Source organism: Endozoicomonas sp. SESOKO1, assembly GCF_024606265.1.
Lineage (GTDB): Bacteria > Pseudomonadota > Gammaproteobacteria > Pseudomonadales > Endozoicomonadaceae > Endozoicomonas.
In genome coordinates this window covers 1-3182 of record NZ_JAHHPP010000314.1, presented here as the reverse complement: position 1 = coordinate 3182, position 3182 = coordinate 1, and the positions used below count along the sequence as shown (strand labels likewise).

Sequence of the window (3182 nt, the reverse complement as noted above, 5' to 3'; positions counted from 1 at the left end):
CTGCTGGCACTGTACTGGGAGCCAGTATTAAAGGCGGAAAAATCGAAGGCTCAAGAATTCACGGAGGTATCATTGAAGGTGCGGTCATTATCGCCGGGGGTAATATCCTGGTATCCACGACTGAAGCTGATCAGGGCGCTGGCACTGTTCGTTATTTTTACAACAAAGGCCAGGTTTTTGATGTATTTGCCAATGGTTCGGTGCTGATCGCTGAATTGGCGTCGTTCAATTACACCGGGGACGGTACAGAACAGTACGGCGATGCAGGCAATCAGGAGGCGGTATACGCCAATTTTAATCGGTTTGGAACACGGTCGATTGCTTTTATTGTCACGGTAACCGCGCCGAATCATGGCACAGGGATTTCATGTGACCAACACACAGCGTCATTTGATCAGGGCAGCTGGAACGATTCATTGATGGGTGTCTTTGGTGTCACAAAAGACGGCGTGTCCACGCAGCTGACCACTTTTAGACTGTCCGATACGTCATTAATCACTTCTTACCAGACCTACACCGTGACAAAATCTGGCCGTTGTTGCACAGGCCAGGGTGATGGAATGTATTGCAAAAACTACACATTATCCGGTACTGGTGGCCGCACCGTGGTGCTGAACATTAACCCTTTCAATTATGATGGCGCAGCTTTCAGCCACATGAAACTGGAACGAATCAGCGGCAATGCCGGTATTACTAATATCAAGATAGAAGGCCAGCTGTAATGACATCAACAATATTTATGGATTCAGACAGTATAAAAGGATACCGGGTATGGATAGCGACCACGGACACTTTGGACTTCAGCTGTATATATGCACGGCTTTATCGAAAAATCCTGGCATGCGATGACGCAGCTGAGATAAGGAAATACCAGTTTTCATGCGGATTAAATGTGCCGTACGCCGACATTGACACGTTAATTATTATTGATGAGTGTTTGCCACTGGACGGCATACCGGACCGGGTAAAAATCCTGACCATGTCGCGCTTGGAAGCAAGAGGTCATATCAGCAGCTGTCCGCTGTTAATCGACAGCGATTATCAGGTCATTAAACTGATAGAACGGACACTGCTGAATCAACCGGCCTTTTTTGGTCTGACTGATGACGATAGAAAATTGCTGACAGACCGTGAAACCTATCGGCAGGACATCCGCCGCACCACCGACGGCAACTGTGAATAACACCCTTTGCAACAATGCCTGAACCCATCCCCTGAGCGCCTGTCCCGATACCAGAACTCACCGGTCATCGGGTAAAACTCCCCGCACTTTTTGCAATACTTCTCCAGTACCGCACAGCCCTTCCCATCGTCCCACCCGATTGCCTTCATACCCACACCTGCACACTGTCTTATACTGTAACCGCTGACCAGTCAGCCACCGGCCCGCGACATCACCACATGCTCCGGGGCCGGTGCTTCAATCCTGGTTGCCCATCACTTCGTAAATATCCATCACCGTCACTTGTTCACTGACGTCATTGAACTGTGAGTCGTTATCCATGTACATACAGTTCAACCCGCCGATATAGCCTGCCAGGTTCTTGAACGCGTCCATCAAGTCTTCCCGTTCATCCTCCGGCAAGGTAACCAGCAATGCCACCAGGTCACGACCCAGGTAATTGAGCGCACCGGTCATTTGACAGCGCATGTGGTCCATGTTGATCTTCATTTTGTCTACTCCGGCCATACCAGGGTGTCCTGCAGGTAACGATCCATAGGGTCGACTTCGTTCAAGCTGTCCAGCTGGTTACACCATTGCTGGCCGTAATGTTTGACCATGGTCTCCCGTGCCTTGGCAAGATCGGGAGCGGTGATTTTTACGTACCCGGGAAAACCGATATGGCCATGGCCAAAAGTAAAATAGAAATTCATATCTGCCTCCGATAATCCAGCCGCTGCAGCAACCCGTTGATCAGCCGTGGTCGCTGGCGGTGCGCCAGTTCATGATCCAGCAGTTGCACAATCCGCCAGGGATTGCGTTCAGTCTTGATGCGGTGCAGGCACTGGTGGCAATGGCCGTGCAGTACCTTCCGGTTTTGGGCTTCGATGCCGGTAACGATCACGGTGAACAATCTCCGCAGTGAGGTGTTGGGGGATATGGGACAGGGCAATGCACCGGGCGCGGTGACACAATGCCTGCAGGTCGTTGACGGTCATGCCCAGGGCGCTGGCTTTTCGGTCAATGGGACCGGCGGTGCCATACCATGCGACCAGGCGTGTGACAGACAGCGAATCCAGCGCCCGGGTCAGGTCGTGGTTCAGCGCCAGCAAGGCGCGACCGGTGCGCCGACCCTGCCACAGTGGCACGCTGTGGCTTCCCGTCGTGCTCCACGGTTCTGAAAAACGCACAATGCTGCTGTTGCCGGTGCCGAACTCCAGGTTCTGGTAAATGAACCGCCAGCTGGCCCAGTTCTCCAGCAGGGCGTCAATGACGTCAGGCCGGCGGCGCATGGCGGATTCCAAACATCGCCTGTGGGTCTTGCAGGTATTGGCAGAACAGTTCGATGTCCATGCGCACGCAGCCGCGCACGTCGGCTTCGGCAAAAAAGTAATTCGGGTGCATGACCACCTGCCAGTGTTGCTGGTCCGGGCGAAAGGCCAGTACCGGTACCTTGTCCTGTGCGCTGGCATTGGCCTGGCACTGCTGCCACCACTGTTTGACCTGGCCATCGGTGGCGGTGCGGTGGCGTTTGATTTCAATGCTGAAGTGGTAGACGCCGGTGTCGTCGCCACGGTCGCGGCACTGCGCCAGGTTGCGCTGCAGGTTGACGCGGCCCTTGGTCAGTGACGCTACCCGGCGGCAAAACTCACGCTCGGCCGCTGCGCCCTTGGTGCGGGATTTACGGCCAATGGCCGACCGGTCACAGCTCACGGTAATGGCCGCACAGTTGCTCCACGTCATTCAAATTGACCGGGCAGAGACCGCGTGCCGTGCCGGTGCCCAGTCGGGTAATGCGGCCACCGTTGTGCTGGTAGTGGCGCACATCGCGGTTCAGCCGACGGCGCTGGTTGGGTTTGTCGAGCAGGGTTAGAGGGTATTGGGTGGTTTTCATATCGTCTCTCCGGTTGCTATGATTCGGACGCCTGATTCGCGGGTTTTGTCTTGCGAATTCACAAATATCATCTGTTTGTGGTAGGCTTGGTCCCGCTCGTCCATGAACCTGGCTAGACACCAGAAC

The 3182-nt window shown here is 54.3% G+C and carries 7 protein-coding genes; 2 read left to right on the top strand and 5 right to left on the bottom strand.

All coding sequences use genetic code 11. The features are described from left to right. Both KDK13_RS14055 and KDK13_RS14050 read left to right on the top strand, forming a co-directional pair. Window positions 1–722, top strand: a 722-nt coding sequence (locus tag KDK13_RS14055; RefSeq protein WP_257285604.1) for a hypothetical protein, incomplete at its 5' end; no start/stop codon positions are given. 170 nt (window positions 723–892) lie between these two features. Beyond that, on the top strand, window positions 893–1183 hold the full coding sequence (locus tag KDK13_RS14050) for a hypothetical protein (RefSeq protein WP_257285603.1): 291 nt from the start codon (window positions 893–895) through the stop codon (window positions 1181–1183). Between the two features lie 237 nt (window positions 1184–1420). Here the strand turns inward: KDK13_RS14050 and KDK13_RS14045 are convergent, their stop codons facing one another. The 5 genes from KDK13_RS14045 to KDK13_RS14025 form a co-directional block, all read right to left on the bottom strand. Next, window positions 1421–1672 carry a hypothetical protein gene (locus KDK13_RS14045; protein WP_257285602.1) on the bottom strand — a complete coding sequence of 84 codons (252 nt, stop codon included), beginning with the start codon at window positions 1670–1672 and terminating at the stop codon, window positions 1421–1423. Window positions 1673–1677: 5 nt separating this feature from the next. Continuing rightward, complete coding sequence (locus KDK13_RS14040) at window positions 1678–1875, bottom strand: hypothetical protein (RefSeq protein WP_257285601.1); 198 nt, start codon at window positions 1873–1875, stop codon at window positions 1678–1680. Between the two features lie 108 nt (window positions 1876–1983). Further along, window positions 1984–2454: a hypothetical protein gene (locus KDK13_RS14035; RefSeq protein WP_257285600.1), complete on the bottom strand. Its 471-nt coding sequence runs from the start codon at window positions 2452–2454 to the stop codon at window positions 1984–1986. Then, window positions 2438–2905: a hypothetical protein gene (locus tag KDK13_RS14030; RefSeq protein ID WP_257285599.1), complete on the bottom strand. Its 468-nt coding sequence runs from the start codon at window positions 2903–2905 to the stop codon at window positions 2438–2440. The genes KDK13_RS14035 and KDK13_RS14030 overlap by 17 nt, the downstream gene beginning before the upstream one ends. Further along, window positions 2865–3056, bottom strand: coding sequence for a hypothetical protein (locus KDK13_RS14025; protein WP_257285598.1), 192 nt, complete (start codon window positions 3054–3056; stop codon window positions 2865–2867). The genes KDK13_RS14030 and KDK13_RS14025 overlap by 41 nt, the downstream gene beginning before the upstream one ends. Between the last annotated feature and the right edge of the window lie 126 nt (window positions 3057–3182).